This window comes from Pinibacter soli (assembly GCF_029961145.1).
In the GTDB taxonomy this organism is placed as follows: Bacteria; Bacteroidota; Bacteroidia; order Chitinophagales; family Chitinophagaceae; genus Pinibacter; species Pinibacter soli.
Genome location: NZ_JASBRG010000003.1, coordinates 270,656 through 286,971, shown reverse-complemented (window position 1 = coordinate 286,971; position 16,316 = coordinate 270,656). Strand labels below are relative to the sequence as shown.

Here is a 16,316-nt window from a genome sequence, read left to right as displayed (position 1 = left end):
AATTAAGAATTAAGAATTCAATGTCGTTTAGTTCAGCAGCTTTTCAATTACCTGATTGCTATGTACAGGAAAGAACGACTGCTTGTCATCCCGACGAAGGAGGGATCTGCGTGATTGTTTACGCATAGTGCTCGTTAGTGTTAGTCACAGATCCCTCGTTCCTCGGGATGACAAGCGAGATGCTTTTGTTTTTTTCAAACACCTTAACTAAACGACATTGAATTTCTAATTCCTTCTTATTTAGCTATCCAAATCTTGGTAGTGTTCTTGTCGTTTCCTCCAGTGGCGGCCTTCCAGTTATCGTAGTTATAACTTGACTCATCATCGGGATAAACAAAGCGCTGATAGGTACCAAAATTGGCTGTATAGTAACCGGAATTAACTGTTGACATCGGCGTTAATCCACCAGTTCTTCTTTGCAATGTCCATGCATCAAACGGCTGCCTGTATTGATCGATCCATAACTGGGCATATATCTGCTTCAACGCATTGCTTGCGTTGGTAGCGTCATACTTGGTTATCGGATTGGTGGTCACCGCGCTTATTTCAGCGCTGGTTGCTGTAGCTGATGTTGGTTTTCCCACTACCCATACAGGAGAGTTGAAAGCCAATCCCTTCCACATATTCATCGACGCTGCAATGCCCGCATTGTATTCAGCAGCTGCGGTGGTGGCATTTGCCGCAACACCTAGACCTCTGTTGTAAACTTCTGCTTTTATTAAATGTACCTGGGCCGCTGTTAACATCGGTTCAGGGACCGATTTTGTATCCTGCTCGAAATACAGGTTAACGGGTGAATAAATACACCCTGCTCCTTTCTTTGACCAGTTTGGAGCCGGAATGAAACGATCTGTTGAATAAGGGGCACCGCCTTCTGTAGGCGTTGTGGTAGTGGGGTTTTGAGGATATGCCACCCATTCCCCTGCATTGTTTGTTTCGTAGAACAGTTTCGCTCTCATATCAAAAATGCCACTACCATCCTTGTTGTTATTGCTTGACATAAGGCCCCACATAGTAGAACCCATGCGCAGGTAGCAGTTTGCAGAAAATGACCACTGGCGCCACTGGAACTCCAGTCCTGAAATTTTTGTTGGCCACAGTCCAATGTCATTACCATCTGCCAGCAACGGCTTGGTCAACGCTTCTGCGATGTGCGTAGCTGCCAGTGAACTGTTTTTATCGTACATGGTAACAGCAATGAATAAGCGCAAACTATTGGCAAACTGTGTCCACTTGGTGATATCATTTTGCAGGAATGTTTCATAACCACCCAAAGAGACCTGATTGGCATTGGTGCTGAAATTATCCACGGCCCATTTCAGATCGCCCAAAATGGAAGCATACACGTCGGATTGTTTGTCGTAAACCGCCCTATAGCCGCTTGCTCCTTTCAACGGTGCATAACCGGCCTGGGAGTAAGGCATATCACCATAATAATTCGACACTTTGAAGGTGCTGTATGCCATAACCGTTCTCAACATTGCATACACATTGTTGTAAACTGTTGTGTCTTTTTCCTGGTGAACGCGGTCCTGTATCAGCCTGTAATCGGCCATTGCCCTGTAATAGTCTGACCACACACTTGCCTTGGCATTATCATACGGATAAGCCCCGGAAGTAACAATGGCCTGCTGTGTGATGGGATACAGCCATGAATTCATTACTGAATATTCTCCACTCACAATCGGCAACGAACTGATGATGGCATTGTACACTTGTGGTGTGGGCGCTTCAGTAGGATTCTCAGGCGGTGTATTGAGCGATTCAAAATCTTTTTTGCAGGCTCCTAACAAGACTGCAGATAATAAGATAGTGTACCCGGTTTTGTTTATTATGTATTTCATAACGTATATTAAAAGGGTTACAGTTTTAGTTTTAGTTGGAATCCAAGATCTCTTGTACCAGGGAACTCTGCCCACTGGATACCTTGTCCGTTACCAATACCATTGATCGCTTCAGGATTCAATTTGTCTGGCAGCGTGGTGAAGAGGTAGAAGAGGTTGCGACCAACAAATGCGATATCAAGACCCTGTAACACTTTTGTGCGTTTTACAAATTTTGCAGGCACGCTATAGGTAAGTGTTGCTTCTCTCAACTTACCCCATGAGTTAGTGAACACACTATTGCTGCGAGGCATTTTCACGTTTGACCATGCCGCGTATTGTGCGGGATATTTATACATGTACTGAACCACATCTTTGTTTGGCTTACCATCTTCATACACGCCGTCCAGAATAACACCGTGATTGGCTGTTGTACCATCAGGATAAGTGTATGGAAGACCGCCGCCATCTCTTTCTTTCAATGTTTCAGGCGCCAATCCTTCGCTCATGGCTGCACCGTAGTCTGCAGAGAATATCTGTCCCCCCAATTTAAAGTCTGCCAGCACGTACAAGCTGAAATTCTTGTAACGGAGAGTGTTCCCGATACCTCCTGTAAGTTTTGGAGTAGAGTTGCCAATTGGAACCGGGTCAGCTGTAGTAACATATTGTGTACCTACTACTTTGTTTGGATTGCTTTGATCCAACACCGGAGCCACTACTTTTTTACCATCTTTATAGGTGTAGTCATAGCCATAAATGGTACCATAGTTTTCACCTTTCTTCACGTACATCTGTACACCGTTTGTTCCCCAAAGATCCTGCAATGGATATCTGTCAATGCCTTCAGCCAAAGCGACAACCTTGTTTTGGTTGTGTGCGCCGTTAACAGTGATGTTCCAGCTGAAGTCCTTTGTTTGAATGGCAGTTGCTCTTACGATGAATTCGAAACCTTTGTTGGAAAGCTCACCGGTATTAAATGTAACAGAGGTAGCACCTGCGGATGTAGCAATATTGCTCGACAATATCTGAGAGGTTGCTTTTGTTTGATAGTAAGTCAATTCAAAATTCAACCTGTTCTTAAACAAGCCAGCTTCCAATCCAAACTCATAAGACTTGTTGCGCTGTGGCACAAGGAAAGCTCCTGGAGGAAGTGAGTTTTGGTAACTGCGAACAGGCAATCCGCCAAATGCGAAAGGAGCATCTGCATTCAGGTAATTGCTGATCACATTCGGACTGTATGTGTATACTGATTGGTAAGGCTGCGCACCGTTCGCACTTTGCGCAAATGATGCTTTCAATTTACCAAAGCTTAACCAATCAAGATTTTGCAATGGCTTGATTGATTCTGTAAACACCCAACTCAAGCTGGCAGAAGGAAAGAAGTAGGAAGATGTTTGCACCGGCAGAGTTGATGACCAGTCATTACGTCCCGTAACCTGCAGGTACAGGAAATCGTTATAGGAAACATCCAAAATGCCGAAGATGGAATTCAGGTTAAAGTTGTTCCATACCTCTTTAGGAGGAGGTTGTGTTCCTGTTGTATTGGACAAATAATATTTATTAGGCACAGACCATGGATAATTGCTTGCTTTACCATAAGTGGCACCAGGTTCTCCACTGTTCCATGCACTGTTGTCGTACATTCTTGATTTCAATGCACTGTTACCAATCATCAAACTGGTATTGAATTTGGAATTAAAGATCTTCTCCTTGTGCAAAGTGGTGAACAACTCAAGGTTCACATCCTGGTTGTGTATGTTTTCAATGCCATACTGGCCCTGTACGCCGCCCGCATCAATTGGAGAGTACTTACTTTCCACTGAAGTATTGGCATTGTTTACAGAGGCTCGGCCACTGATATTTAACCAAGGGGTAAAGTCTGCAGATAATTTCACAGAACCCAACAACTGGTTCCTTGTCAATTTTTGGTTTTGCTCAAACAAGTGCCAGAACAATTTGTCGTTGTAGTTATTCTGGTAAGGATAGTAACCAAAAGGAGAATCTTTTACATATTGCTTTTGGCTGCCATCGGGATTTTTATAATTGCTGAACTCAAGCGGCTTGTAATCTCTCGGCATGGAGTAGATCATGAAGTTGCTCCATCCAAAGTCGTTCGCAATGTCTGGAACGTTGGTTCTGTTGTAGTTTGTATAGGTGGCTGTAACTTCTGCTTTCAGTATTTTGGATACATTCAGATTGGCACCAAAGTTCAGGGTGTTCTGATTGTAGTTGCTGTTTTGAACAATAGCAGTATTGTCCTGGCGTGTATACGCAGCACGCATGGTACCCCAATCACCGCCGGTGTTGATGGCTACGTTGTTTGTAGTGGTGTTACCTGTGCGGAAAAATGCTTTTCTATTATCCGGTTGGGCATCCCATTTGCGTTTTACGCCATCCCACCAGGTAATTTCTGTGCCATCCAGTTTATGTCCCCATGATGTGCCGGGACCGTACCAGCTGAAAATATCCCATGTGGAATAACCACCGGGAATAGCGCCGGCAACCTGGTATGCATCACCTGCAGGAGTACCATCCCATGGATAGTTGCCTGGATAACGGGGATTGCCATTTGCATCTTTTGGAAAATCGAGGTTGGCAGACCAAAGGGCATTGGCGCCACCATATCCGTAAGAATTTTGAACAGTTTGATAACGATATGGATCTGTCCACAAAGAAGACAAATTATAATCAAGTCCAACGCCTGCACGTTTACCACCTTTTTTGGAAGTGATCAGGATAACACCATTTGAACCGCGGGCACCGTACAGTGCAGCCGCAGTAGCGCCTTTCAACACGGTGATGTCCTGGATGTCGTCACTATTGATGGAGTTTAAAAAGGAACCCCAGTCTTTAGGGCTGATCAGGTCTGTAGATGGGCGCAGCGTACCATTGTTGGCATCTGTGGAGTTCAGGCTTCCCTGCTGACCACCAATGGGATCATTGGTTACCTGTATGCCATCCATAACGATCAATGGTTGGTTACTGCCAAGGATACTGTTGTTACCGCGTATAACAATTCTTTGAGAGTTACCCTGAACACCATTTGAGTTGGTTATGTTCAAGCCGGCAGATTTACCCATAAGACCCTGGGCAAGATCCGGAGGGCTAGCTTTTGTAAGATCGGTACCCGTAATTTTTTGTGCTGAGTAACCAATGGATTTTGCTTCTCTCTTAATACCCAACCCTGTTACCACAACGTCGGTAAGGTTGGAAGAAGCGCCGGGTGTTAATCCGACAGTCATTTCAGTGCTGGCTTTAACTTCTGAAGCAGAGAAGCCCACTGATGTAAAGACCAATGTGGCGCCTGAAGGAACAGATTTCATGGTGAATCTACCGTTGCCGTCTGTGATGGCGGAAACTTTGCCACCCTTGATGGCGATACTTACACCTGGAATGGGTTGTCCCTTATCGTCCTTAACAGTTCCTGAAACTGTTTGCTGTGCCAGCGCAAATGTGCACCAAAGACAAAGCAGCAAACAAAAGCTGATGGAGTTTTTGATTTGGTTCATTGTAGGCAGTTGTTTATTAATGCAATGGTTTGAGCGGGGAGTTATTAGCAGAAAGGAGTTTATTAAAACCTAAAAGCTTAACAACCCTTTCATTAAAACTAATGCTAATAAGTTAAACTTTATAACTTTTTTATAAAAGTTTTTAATAAATCGACAATTATTATAAAAGCTAGAACAAATTTTATATAAGTAAGCGGTAATTTATATCGTTGAGTATTAAGATGCCCCGGGAGTTTTTTGTTCTTTCCTGATCAAGGAAATTATAAGGAGTTGCATGGAGAATACGTTGGCAATTACCTGGAGAAAAAAAGCGCAGGAAATATCATTGCATCTAAATGCATAGCAAAATGAGTACTGTAAAATTGAGGCTTAGCAAATCAAAAAGTCAAAATTTAAAAGTCAAAAACAGCCCAATTTGTAGGGACTCTTTTGACTTTTAAATTTTGACTTTCGTTTTTTTATTCTTCTAATTTCCATCCGGCACTACAACGTCTCCCAAGGGGCTTGCAGGCAAGTAAACATTTTCAATTAAGTCGGGTTTTGCAGGATCGAAACCCTTAAAGTCTTTTACAATCAGCGCTTTCAATGGAAGGTTTGAGAGTGAGATTGCCTTGACAATGCATTTGCACAATTCGTATGCTCCGTAGGTGTTGAAATGAGTATCATCTTTTAATTCCGTTGACTGGCCGGGAAATGTATTTGCGGGATAATGAACGAATGCTTTCTTCGAATATTCTTCACCCCAACTTTCGAACAAAGTTTTGCTCATTGCGTTCAAATCCAGCAGCGGCACATTTTCCTCTTTCGCAACTTTGCGCATTGCATCGGGATAATCTCCGAGCGTATTTATTATTTTACCCGTACTATCAAAACGGCGGCGATTCATGGATGTAACCAAAACAGGATTTACGCCTCTGCTTCTGCATTCACTGATCCATTCTTTTATTGTTTGAGTGTAGGTTGTAAACGGATCAAGGTGATTGCCTCCCGGCTTTTGATCATTATGCGCAAACTCCATGAACAAGTAATCGCCTTTTTTCGCCATGCTCCAGATTTTCTCCAGCCTTAGCTCTCTTTTGAAAGCCAGCATGGTTTCACCGGATTCAGCATAGTTGGCAACAGCGGCTTTTCCTGGTTGCAAAAACATCGGCAGCATTTGTCCCCAAGCCGCCCATGGCTCTACGGCCTGGTCCACAACGGTGGAGTTTCCTGCAAGAAAAACGGTAGGAATATCGTTTGCCGGTGAGATTTCGACCGAACAAATCTTTGGCGCGTTGCCATTAAATTCAAGCGTTAGCCAATCATCCCAATAAAAATTATTTCTTTCCCGCGGCTTCAAACGAACTTTTCTTTTGTCATCAATAACAGAATCGCGAATGTGCACCGTGAATGCTATTTCGGCAAATTCGCCTTTCTGTGTTGTTACATGCTGCACCATAAATCTGCGGCACTCAGCTTTTATACAAACATCGGAAGTACCAGCAGCATCGCCGGTTACAAGTTTTACATTGTAATTACCCTCGTGCAATTTTACAGAAAAGAAAAACGGAGACGACGATGTTATATAATCGTCTTTGGGAGAATTAAAACTTCCGGTTCTTTTTGCGGAGATGGTTTGTACATTGTGGAGTCCGTACCGCGCTGATGGTTTCAAAGTATCGGTTGGTGAAACCTTGATATAATGAGCGGACTTTTTTTGATCACCAAAATCAAAACGGAATGAGTCTTGCGCAATCGCTGATGTAACAGTAAAGAGCGCAAAGGAAGCGCAAAGGAAACGAAGGTTTTTCATAAATTGATGTATCGTTAGTTTGGTAAGCATGCGAATTTATTTCAAACAAAATAATTTACAGCTATGAGGCGCCAGTGTTGCTGATATATTACCTGCAAGTTTTCCGATTGCTTTGCCCGTCCACATATCCGTTACAGCTGCCTTGCCGGTTATTCCCAAATCAGACAGCGCAACTGAAATCACAAGCGGCCTTTCATTGTCGGAAATGTTAAACACGGCAAGATATCTTTCACCTGTTTTTGCATTTACTGAGGTAACAGCCAGCTTGCCATCCGCCTGAAATAATTGTCTTACATCCTTGCCTTCGCGGTGCATTTTTAAAACTGCTTTATTGGTAAGTAACGAAGAGGTAAATGTATCAATGCTCGGCATATCACCACCAAACATCAACGGAGATCGGAAGATGGTAAAAAAAGTCATCAGCGAATATTGTTCCTCCTTTGTTAGTCTTGTCTGACGATCGCCACCACGCTCACCGCGAATAGAGATTCTGCCCAGCGGAATCATGTCACAGTCGGGCCATGTACCGGGCTGAATGTATGGATACCACTGCTGCGCAACTTTCATCAGGTGCGTGATGTGTGGCCATGTGTCCCAAACGTCATCAACCATGCGCCACATGTTTGCATGAGTGCGTACATGATCGGCTTTTTCAATCGGCGTTTCACCGGGAGAAGTGCTCAATACGATTGCCCGTCCGGTGCGATCAATTGCCTTTCTTATCAATTCAATTTCATCCTGATGATAAGGCCGGGAAAGGTCATCAACCTTTACAAAATCCACTCCCCATGAAGCATACAGCTCGAAGATGGAATTGTAATACTCCTGCGCACCTGTTTTAGAAGCGTCCACGGTATAATTATCCTTTAGCCATTCGCATTGCATTTTTGTTGAGTAGATCTGGTCCGCTGTAACATTTGATCCTTTAACAGGCAATTTCTTTTCTACCGCCTGCTTTGGAACACCACGCATAATGTGAATGCCGAATTTTAAACCTTTTGAATGTATATAATCTGCAAGTGGCTTGAAACCCTTACCGTTGGCCGCACCTGGGAACCTGTTTACTGCAGGAAGATACCTGCCATACGCATCCATCACATATCGGGGATCTGTTTGATTATAGCCTCCGGCTTTGTCATTTTCTACAAACCACCTGATGTCTACCACGATATATTCCCAGCCGGATTTCTTCAAATTCTTCGCCATGTAATCGGCATTGGCCTTTACCTCCGGTTCTGTAACGGTTGGCCCGTAACAATCCCAACTGTTCCAACCCATTGGTGGTGTTTGCGCCCACTGTTTAAAGTCTTGCGAAAATATCTTTGTGCTAAAAAATGAATAGAAAATTATTCCGGTAAGAAGGAGTGTTTTTTTCATGGCAAATGCTGCGAACGTTGGTAATTATTTTAAGTGTCAAGCTCACACGAATATAAGATAATTTGAAAATTTGAGGATTTGAAAATTTTAAAATTGCTGAAAGCACCATCCAAAATAAAAATTATACGCGTCGAAATTCCGTATTATTTCGCAGGATGCGCAGCGTTACCGTACACAAGGCATTACCTTTTCAGTAGTTAGCACAGAATTCTTCATTTCCACATTTTCAAATTTTCAAATTAATTAATTTTTCTCCCCCCCTTTTTCATAAATCCACAGTAATATAATTATCTGGTATAGGAGATACTTAAAAATCTGCTTTGCTTTTTTTTATTTAGCAGATAAATTAAACTGAAAATGGACCTGAAAAAACAGCTGGAAGCACTTTTAAGAAAGGATGAATGGAGCGATGAAGAAAAGGAAATGATGCTGAATTACCTGAACAGTTCCGATACAAAGGAATTAGAGGAGTTGTTGAAGCAGCATTATTTTTCCGGTAATCCAGACCAACCCGTGCTGCCTGAATCCCAACAGGTTCTTGAGGAGATTCATCAAAAGATATCGGGGCAATATCCGGACAAAAAAGCGAAAGTAGTTCCCATTTGGATTAAGAGAGTTGCTGTTGCGGCATCTTTGATAATCGTTGTTGGTACAGCGTGGAAATTATTCTTGCCGCACAATCAGGTTGCCAATGTGGCTCAGAAAGTAAATGAAATAAAAGACAGCGCACGGGTAATAGCAAGACACATTGAAAACCACTCCGGCAGAGAAAAGAAAGTCGTATTGCCTGATAGTTCTTTGGTGTTGCTGGCAAATAACAGCGAGTTGAATTATAACGAACCATTTATAGACAGGCGCGATATCAACCTCACGGGAAAAGCATCTTTTAAAATAGCAAAAGACAAGAGCCGTCCGTTCAGCGTTTACAGCGGCGCCGTTTCAACCACGGTTTTGGGAACAGAGTTTTCAGTGAATGCCTATCCGGCAAATGAAAAACTAACGGTAAGATTGTACACAGGAAAAGTAGTAGTAAAACCGGTAATGAAGGACGATTGGAGAATGAGCAAAGATTTTTATTTAAAGCCCGGTGAAGAATTTATTTACAACAACCAGGCATTGGCAAAAGTAAACCTGATAAAAAAACAAGGTACTGATGTCGAAGCTGGAAATGATGAATCGGGAGGCATGGTCGATGCAGATGCGGCGTCATCTGTTGCAGCCAGTACAACGAGCCGCTGGTACATGTTTAACAACCAATCGCTGAAACAGGTGATAGATCAGCTATCTGCGATATATGAAGTGCCGATTGTTTATGATGAAAAAGATTTGCAGAAAAAATATTTTATCGGCAAGTTCAACAAAACGGATTCTTTGGAAGTCATTCTAAACTATATAACGAAAATCAATCACCTTAAAATTACAAGGAAAGACAACCAGTATTTTATAACCAAATAAACGATGCTTATGATGAATGTGACTACTTAAATACGTCCCATCTCACTACTTCACAAAAGACTTAGTTAAAGCCACGATTACTTATTTATCAAAACTAACCATATGAAATGTAAGCTATTTAAATGGCAGGGAGTTTTATTGCCTTTATTCTTCATTCAATTTTCTTTCTTATTCCTCGATGCGAACGCGCAGGAATCGAAATATGCAGTTGCAGGCATTATCCACAATGCCAAAAACGAACCGATCTCCGGCGTATCGGTTGTTGCCCGGAATACCAAAACGAATTACACAACAGGAACGGTTACAGACAGTGCCGGTATATTTAATTTCTCCAGCCTCACGTCTGCCGGCCCATACAATTTTAGTATCTCAGCAATAGGCTACGAAAAACAAAATCTTAACGGCTACATATTAAAAGAAGGAACTTCTTTATCACTGGTGGTGGAAATGAAGTCACTTGTTTCAGCACTGGATCAAGTGGTAGTCATTGGTTATGGCACACAAAAAAGAAGCAACCTCACCAGCTCTATCGTAAGTGTGAACGCGGAAGAAATACGCTCACGTCCCGTTGCGAATGCATTACAGGCCATTCAGGGCAAAGCAGCAGGTGTGGACGTAACGTCAAACGAAAGACCGGGCGAAGTAGGTGCGATCCTTATACGCGGTATGCGTTCCATAAGTGGTGGTAACGAACCGCTCTATGTGGTAGATGGGGTGCCGCTCAACTTTGGCGGCGCAAGCAGCATGAATGCAATCAACCCTAATGATATTGAAACGATAGATATCCTAAAAGATGCTTCTGCTACAGCCATCTACGGTTCACGTGGTGCAAACGGCGTGGTACAAATTACGACCAAGCGTGGTAAGAGCGGGGCATTGAGTATTAACTATGTTGGATCTGTAACGCTGGAAAAACAGTACGACAGAGCAACAATGATGAACGCTCCTGAATATGTGGAGTTCAGACGTGACGCTTACCGCAGGGTAAAATTTTTAAACCCTAACGCAGCAGCGAGCAGTACTTATCCTGACAAACCAACGTTAACAGACGATCAGCGTATTTTTGGTCAGGATCCGATTGCGTTCGCAAATATTCAGAAAGGCTGGGTTGACGGCGTTTGGCATCCTGAGTTGGTGCCTACTACTAACTGGACCGACTATGCGCTAAGAACAGGTGTAACCAACGACCAGATCATTAGTGTAAGCGGTGGTTCACAGAATGTAAAAGCATATGGTTCGTTTGGATACTATAACAACCAGGGAACACAAATAGGCCAGGACTATAAACGCTACAGCGGCAAGTTTAGCGTGGACATCACTCCTACCAAATGGTTCAGCATGGGCGGTAGTGTGAATACATCATATGGTTTGCAGAATTATGGATTTGCCACTACTAACGCTACAGGACCAGGTAATATTTATTTTGCATTACAAGGTATGCTGCCTTATGCTGTGCCTTATGACAGCACTGGCAAAAGAATTCTTCTACCAGGCGGCGATATCAACATTCTCAATCCTGTTGACGAAAACAAATACAATATCAATCTTAGAAAATCATTGCGTGTAATTGGTTCTGTTTATGCAGAAGTAAAAATTCTGAAAGGCTTACGCTACAGATTAAATTTCGGTCCTGATTTCCAAAATTATTATAACGGCAGATGGATGGATGCCAATTCCATTAATCGCGGTGGTGGCAACCCGGGATCCACAAACTACGCGCAGCTTAACCAGACAAATAACTTTTCCTGGACACTCGACAATCTACTTTACTACGATAAAACAATTAAAGGAACACATACCCACGACATCGGTGTGACTTTATTGCAATCCGCACTGCACAACCGTTCTGAAACATCCTCCATGACAGCTACAAAACTGCCGTTGCCCAATCAGAAATGGTATGCACTCAATACAGTTTCTGCTTTAGATGCCTTTTCAACAGGGCTGTCGGAGAATGCGCTCACTTCTTACATGGCGAAAGCAAACTATGCCTTTGATCAAAAATATTTATTATCAGCGTTCGTTCGCTGGGACGGCGCATCTGTACTTGCTGCAGGACATAAATGGGATCATTTCCCTTCAATCTCTCTTGGCTGGATAGTAAGTAAAGAGCGTTTCCTGCAAGATGTCCGCTGGATAGACAACTTAAAAATAAAAGCGAGCAGGGCCACTGTGGGCAACTCTGCTGTTAATCCATACACTACATTGGGCGGCCTGCAAGGTTTGTACTATACATGGGGAAGCCTGGTACAGTTGGGCTATGTGCCTTCTGATCCAAGTTCAGCAAATCCACAAGCCTATCCTGACCAAAACATGGGATGGGAACATACCACGCAAACCAGTGCCGGCGTTGACTTCAGTTTGTTTGGCAGTCGCCTGAGCGGTGCCATCGATTTATATGCAACAAGAACGTCGGACCTGTTGCTGTATCGTTCCCTGAATCCTGCTACGGGCTATACCAGCATGCTGACTAATATTGGCTCTACCAAGGGAAAAGGCGTTGATCTGAGTTTAACAAGTGTGAATATTCGCAACCGTAACTTTAGCTGGACCACAACTTTCAATTTGACTTATGCTAAAGAAAAAATCGATGAACTCGCATATGGAAAAACGGATGACATTGCAAACAGCTGGTTCATTGGTCAACGCATACAGGTGATCTATGATTATCAAAAGGCGGGCATCTGGCAGAACACAAAAGAAGACCAGGATGAAATGGCGAAGTATAAAGCAAACGGACAAACGTTCAATCCCGGCGATATAAAAATTGTAGATCAAAACCATGATTACAAAATTGATGCGAACAACGACCGCATTGTAAAAGGCAATCTCCAACCGAGTTTAATAACCGGACTCAGCAATGATTTTATGTACAAGAACTGGGGCCTGTCCATTTTCATATTTTCAAGAGCAGGCAACTACATAGCGACCGGCGCCGAATCTTTGCAGGGCCGTTTTGCTCAGCGGAAACTGGATTACTGGACGCCTTCCAACGCAACAAATGATTATCCGTCGCCTAACTATAACAGTGCAGCGGGTGATGCTTATCGCACCTCTATGAACTTCCAAAACGGATCATTCATTAAAGTGAGAAACATTACGCTCTCCTACAATTTGCCTTCAGGCAGTGCCAGGAAATGGCACATGCAAGGATTGAAAGTGTATGGGCAAATGATTAACCCGGGCTTGCTGTACTCAGGGGTTAACTACCTCGATCCTGATTTGGGTGGCAGTACGTTCAACAGAGGTGTAGTTTTTGGAGTAAATGCTAGTTTCTAATCTTTAAAAATTTTGACAATGCAACTTTCCATATTGAAAAAATTATCAGCTTATTTAATGATAGGAACTGGCTTGTTTGTAAGCAGTTCATGTAAAAAAAGCTTTTTGGATGAACAATTGATCACATCGAAAAGCTTGCAGGATTACAAGACGCCGTTGGGTCTTGATGACCTTTCCACCGGTGTGTACCAGGGTTTGAAATTTCATTTCAACTACGAATGGACATATGAATCAACAAACTATGGTGTAGATGAATTTACTGTTGGTGGCGACCGTACTGCGCAAATGTGGAACTCATATGATGCAAATCTCAATAGCGCGAATGGCGACGTGTATGCGATTTTCGCCAACATGTATTCATACATTAACTCCGCTAATATTTTAATTGAAAACGTGCCGCTGTACTACGGTGAAAATGCAAATAAAAACACCCGCTTAGGTGAAGGATATTTCATGCGTGCATTCAACTATTTCAAACTTGTAAAACAGTATGGTGGTGTGCCGCTGAAGCTGACGCAAACAAGCACATTGGAAACAGAGTTTTCACGCAACACAGCGCAGGAAGTATTCAACCAGATCATGCTGGACTTTACAAAGGCTTACAGTTATCTTCCTGAAACACCTGCTGACCCGGGCAGAATTACCAAGTATGCCGCGGCACATTTTCTTGCGAAAGCATACCTGACACGTGCGAGCGAATTATACAGCGATTGGAACAACAACACCAAAGCAAGTGACCTGGACAGTTGTATCAAATATGCAGACATCGTTATCAACAGTGGCAAACACTCATTGGCAGCCAACTATTCTGATCTCTGGAACTTCACCACTCCTGACGGACCTAACGAAAAGCTTCCTGAAATTATTCTGGCGGCCCAGTTTTCCAACAATACATCAACACAGGGACGCTACGGAAACCAGATACATTTGTACTACCCGTCTGTTTATCAAAACTTGCCGGGAATGGTAAGAGATATTCCGGGAGACAGAGAATTTCAGCGGATGCGCTCTACAGATTATGCAGTGGATGTTTTTGACCGTGTGAATGATTCCCGTTTCTGGAAAAGTTTTAAAACCAGGTACATTTGCAACAATCCAACCGGCGCTCCAAAATGGACGGCACAATACGCTCCAACTCCTGCCTTAGCCAACCAGCCTAAGTTTACAGGTGGACAGGAATCTATTTTATATATTGCAAATAAACCGGGGGATACACGCTACACAAGTTCTGATCCAACCAAAGCAGATACCAGTTTGCCAACTAACATTGCGAGAAGAGCGCCGCACTTGTTCGTTCGCTATTTTAACGGGCAACCTGAAAACATGCTGGGCAATCATGGCAATTTTGAAGTAAGCCGTTTCTTAGCACTCTCTAAATTCATGGATGGCTCGCGTAATGCAGTTGCCTCTCAGTTTGGCCAACGTGATGGCATTCTTGCACGACTGGCAGAAACTTACTTAATAGCCGCAGAAGCTTACGGCCGTAAAGGAAACTACACACAGGCTTTGCCTTATCTCAACGCAGTGCGCGACAGAGCTGCTTATAAATCAGGTGAAGACCGTGCAGCATATGTTGACGGAGGAATTGCCTATAAAACAAATACTGTAGCAACAGGAACCTACTTTTCTTACTCCGACAAGAACACGTACTACGAGTCGAACAATATGTCAACCACAACTGCCAGCACGTTGTCATCAATGCACCTGAACAGTACGGCAGATATCTTCAACTCCACGAATGATTTTTACAACAAACTGAATGTGAGTAGCGACGCAGACAAATTCATCGCTTTCATCTTGAATGAACGTTCACGTGAGTTGATGGGTGAGTTAATGCGCTGGGAAGATCTGGCACGAACCAAAACGTTGGTAACCAGATGCACTTTGTTTAATGACGAAGCAAAACCATCTGCAAGCAAACATTATCTGAGACCTATTCCACAGGCGTTCCTTGATGCAAATTATAAAAATGGAAAACCCCTGACGGCTGATGAAAAAGCTGCCATGCAGAATCCCGGCTGGTAATGCCGATTGAGCATAAGGGCGAATGCTATTCGCCCTTACAGCCAACAAGAAACTAAAAATCCTTATCCTGTTCCAACATTGGCATGTGATCGTTAATAAGGGGTAGATATTCTTATCTGCCCCATTTTTTATTACTCATCTGACCACTCTGTACAGACAAGGCATTGCTTGTCTCTTTTTGCGGTGCAACTCTAACCAATGTTGCACCGCAAAAAATTCAATTTCATTTACTCTACCAAACAACCACTAAATAAACTCTACCGATAAATCTATATAAATGTGAAAATGACATTTAATTTGATAGGATTTTTTTTAATAACCTCTTATATTTGAAACAGGAAATTTGAGTTTAGCAGATATAGCTTTTACAGGTAATTTTCGCCATGTCTTCCTCAAACATTTCCCAGACTATTTTAAATTGCCCTTTTGTGGAATTAAACGATGATGCCAGACTGATTAACCTCCTTCTACAGGACGATGTTGAAGGTTTTAACGTGTTATACGCGAAGTATCACCGTTTAGTATATGGCAATATTATGAAGCTGGTTAAAGACACAGATTCCGCAAAAGATATCCTGCAGGAAGTGTTCGTTACACTGTGGGAAAAACGCCATACCATCGACGCCACAAAATCACTATCCGGCTGGCTGTTTACTGTTAGCTACAACAAATCCATCGATTTCCTGAAAAAAGCGTTGCAAACAACCACGGTACAAAAGGAACTTTCCACGATAATGTCATCTTCAGGATCTGATTCAGCCATCAAAGAAAAACGTCTTCAGTTACTGGAAGAAGCCATCAAACAATTATCTCCTCAAAAAAGAAAAGTATTTGTTCTGTGCAAACTGCAAGGCAAAACCTACGAGGAATCTGCAAAGGAATTAAACATCTCCAAGTATACTGTGAAGGAATACTTGTCTCTCGCGGTTGCTCATGTACAGAAATATATGCAGGCCCACTTGAGTATATTGTTGATTGCTGCGGCGTGGTATAAGCGCTAGCCTACCCGAAGGATTCATCGTTATAAATTTTTCCTGGTTATTTTATGAAATTTTC

The 16,316-nt window shown here is 42.8% G+C and carries 8 protein-coding genes; 4 read left to right on the top strand and 4 right to left on the bottom strand.

The window, feature by feature from the left end; all coding sequences use genetic code 11:
* Nucleotides 1-236: 236 nt before the first annotated feature.
* The 4 genes from QJ048_RS05630 to QJ048_RS05615 all read right to left on the bottom strand — a co-directional run bounded on the left by QJ048_RS05630 (nucleotide 237) and on the right by QJ048_RS05615 (nucleotide 8,501).
* Complete coding sequence (locus QJ048_RS05630; RefSeq protein ID WP_282333356.1) at nucleotides 237-1,844, bottom strand: SusD/RagB family nutrient-binding outer membrane lipoprotein; 1,608 nt, start codon at nucleotides 1,842-1,844, stop codon at nucleotides 237-239.
* 17 nt (nucleotides 1,845-1,861) lie between these two features.
* Nucleotides 1,862-5,332: a SusC/RagA family TonB-linked outer membrane protein gene (locus QJ048_RS05625; RefSeq protein WP_282333355.1), complete on the bottom strand. Its 3,471-nt coding sequence runs from the start codon at nucleotides 5,330-5,332 to the stop codon at nucleotides 1,862-1,864.
* Nucleotides 5,333-5,798: 466 nt separating this feature from the next.
* Entirely contained in the window at nucleotides 5,799-7,154 is a 1,356-nt protein-coding gene (locus tag QJ048_RS05620) for a rhamnogalacturonan acetylesterase (protein WP_282333354.1), read from the bottom strand.
* Between the two features lie 6 nt (nucleotides 7,155-7,160).
* Nucleotides 7,161-8,501 carry a glycoside hydrolase family 27 protein gene (locus tag QJ048_RS05615; RefSeq protein ID WP_282333353.1) on the bottom strand — a complete coding sequence of 447 codons (1,341 nt, stop codon included), beginning with the start codon at nucleotides 8,499-8,501 and terminating at the stop codon, nucleotides 7,161-7,163.
* A gap of 357 nt (nucleotides 8,502-8,858) precedes the next feature.
* On the opposite strand from QJ048_RS05615, the gene QJ048_RS05610 reads away from it, so the two are divergent.
* From QJ048_RS05610 to QJ048_RS05595, 4 genes are all read left to right on the top strand, one after another.
* Complete coding sequence (locus tag QJ048_RS05610; protein ID WP_282333352.1) at nucleotides 8,859-9,956, top strand: FecR family protein; 1,098 nt, start codon at nucleotides 8,859-8,861, stop codon at nucleotides 9,954-9,956.
* A 102-nt stretch (nucleotides 9,957-10,058) separates the two neighbouring features.
* The gene (locus QJ048_RS05605; protein WP_282333351.1) at nucleotides 10,059-13,235 is read left to right on the top strand and encodes a SusC/RagA family TonB-linked outer membrane protein; all 3,177 of its coding nucleotides are present in this window, start codon (nucleotides 10,059-10,061) and stop codon (nucleotides 13,233-13,235) included.
* A gap of 18 nt (nucleotides 13,236-13,253) precedes the next feature.
* Nucleotides 13,254-15,260: a RagB/SusD family nutrient uptake outer membrane protein gene (locus QJ048_RS05600; RefSeq protein ID WP_282333350.1), complete on the top strand. Its 2,007-nt coding sequence runs from the start codon at nucleotides 13,254-13,256 to the stop codon at nucleotides 15,258-15,260.
* A 428-nt stretch (nucleotides 15,261-15,688) separates the two neighbouring features.
* Nucleotides 15,689-16,261 (top strand): RNA polymerase sigma factor, encoded by a 573-nt coding sequence (locus QJ048_RS05595; protein ID WP_282333349.1) that lies wholly within the window; start codon nucleotides 15,689-15,691, stop codon nucleotides 16,259-16,261.
* Nucleotides 16,262-16,316: the final 55 nt, after the last annotated feature.